The organism is Bradyrhizobium oropedii (assembly GCF_020889685.1).
GTDB classification, from domain to species: domain Bacteria; phylum Pseudomonadota; class Alphaproteobacteria; order Rhizobiales; family Xanthobacteraceae; genus Bradyrhizobium; species Bradyrhizobium oropedii.
In genome coordinates this window covers 1-1,721 of the sequence record NZ_JACMYO010000409.1, presented here as the reverse complement: position 1 = coordinate 1,721, position 1,721 = coordinate 1, and the positions used below count along the sequence as shown (strand labels likewise).

The following is a 1,721-nucleotide window of genomic DNA, read 5'->3' as shown; positions in this document are numbered from 1 at the left end:
ATGGGCCGCGCGCCGGCCTGCACGTCACCGCCATTGCCTTCGGCGGCGGCGCCCTCGGCACCGTTGTTGCCGATCAGGTTCGGATTGATGCCGCCCTTCGACTCGGGGCCGGCATAGGTGGCTTCGAGATCGATGATGTCGCGGAGGAAGATCTTTCCTTCGTTGAGCTCGTCGCGCCAGATGATGATGGCCTGGAAGGTCAGCGGGCTTTCGCAGAGGCCCGCGATCATCGCCTCGCGGCCGGCCTCGATGCGCTTTGCGATCGCGATTTCGCCCTCGCGCGACAGCAGCTCGACGGTGCCCATCTCGCGCAGATACATGCGCACGGGATCGTCGGTGCGCTCGCCGGGCTCCGACTTCTTGACCTCGGTGACGGCCTTCTGCGTGACCTCGACGAGCTCGTTATCGGTCTCGTCGTCGCCGTCGTCCTTCTCGTCCTCGCCTTCGCTATCGTCGGCTTCGGTGACGTTGATCCCCATGTCGGAGAGCATCGACATGATGTCTTCGATCTGTTCGGGCGACGTCGTGTCGGAAGGCAGCACTTCGTTGAGCTGATCGAAGGTCACGAAGCCGCGCTTCTTGGCCTGCTTGATCATCTTCTTCACCGCGGCATCCGACAGGTCGAGCAACGGCGACGGCGCGTCAGCGGCATCCTTCTCAGGAGCATCCGCTGCCTTGTCGTCTTTTTCCTTGTCCTTAACCTGCAGCGTCTTTGCCTTGGTGGCCATTCACTAAGCTCCCGAAACGCGGTCATGCAAAATGGCGCCACGCACGCGCATCCGCACGAAATCTAGATTTACTCTCTCGACGCACAAAGGGCGGCGCAAAACCTCGCCACCCCCGTTGTCCGTCTCGACGGTTTCCATCTGCAATAGCCCGTCGCGTCTTCCGTAAAAGTGGATACCGGTTTTACGATCGGAAGACGCGACAGATCTATATCTGACGCATTTCCCGACGGCGAACCGGGGGCCACTTCGCCTGAAAATGCTACGGTAGCTATTAAGTTTCGCTTAACCCTGTTTTTGCAGCCAAACCATGGATTTGGCGAGTCTTTTTGCGGGTTCGGCCAGCGCCGTCCGCAGCATTTTTGTTATCAGACATTACGCTGGAACCGGCCCGATAATTCGCCGAACCCTTCAATCAGGGCTTCGGTCCCATCGGCTTCTGCCATCCGGGCCTGGATATCCTGCAACCATGCCAGATTGGCCTCGCTGGAGTCTTCAGCCAAAGCCGCTTCCGCATCTTTTCTTTCCCTAAGTAAGGCGTGGGTTTTCTGATGCAAGGCAACGAGTTGACGCCAGGTCGATAAAACATCCTCGCGCGCGGCGCCGATCTGCGCCCCCCACACCGCCTGGGTTGTGATCGCCTTCTCAACCCTTTGAAGAATCTGCGATAATCCGCCCGCCTCGAGGTCGGCGCGCATCTTCTCGGCCTGCTCCTCGACGTCAGGGGAATGGTGATGATCGTGGGCAAAGGCCGCGATAATGGCGGCCCTGAGCTTGTGCGCCTCGGGATGGGCGAGCTCGAGGGCCGCCACCTCCTCGAGATGGTCGTGCAGCAGCCAGGGGTGATTGATCAGGGATTGCAGGATCAGCGCCTCGCGGCGGGAGATCGCGCTGCGCTGGCCGCGCATGATCGGGCTGTTGGCGAGCTGGGGGCTCGCGGCCTGATAGGGTCCCCGTGAAATCCCGGGGGTGACGCCGCCCTTGGCGCCAAACCGG

The 1,721-nt window shown here is 61.1% G+C and carries 1 protein-coding gene and 1 pseudogene; both read right to left on the bottom strand.

From position 1 onward, the window contains the following. Window positions 1–728: RNA polymerase sigma factor region1.1 domain-containing protein (locus H8A95_RS42910; protein WP_274617729.1), on the bottom strand; the 728-nt coding region annotated here is incomplete at its 3' end. A gap of 365 nt (window positions 729–1,093) precedes the next feature. Next, window positions 1,094–1,721, bottom strand: a pseudogene (locus H8A95_RS42905) (DNA primase); the annotation flags it as partial.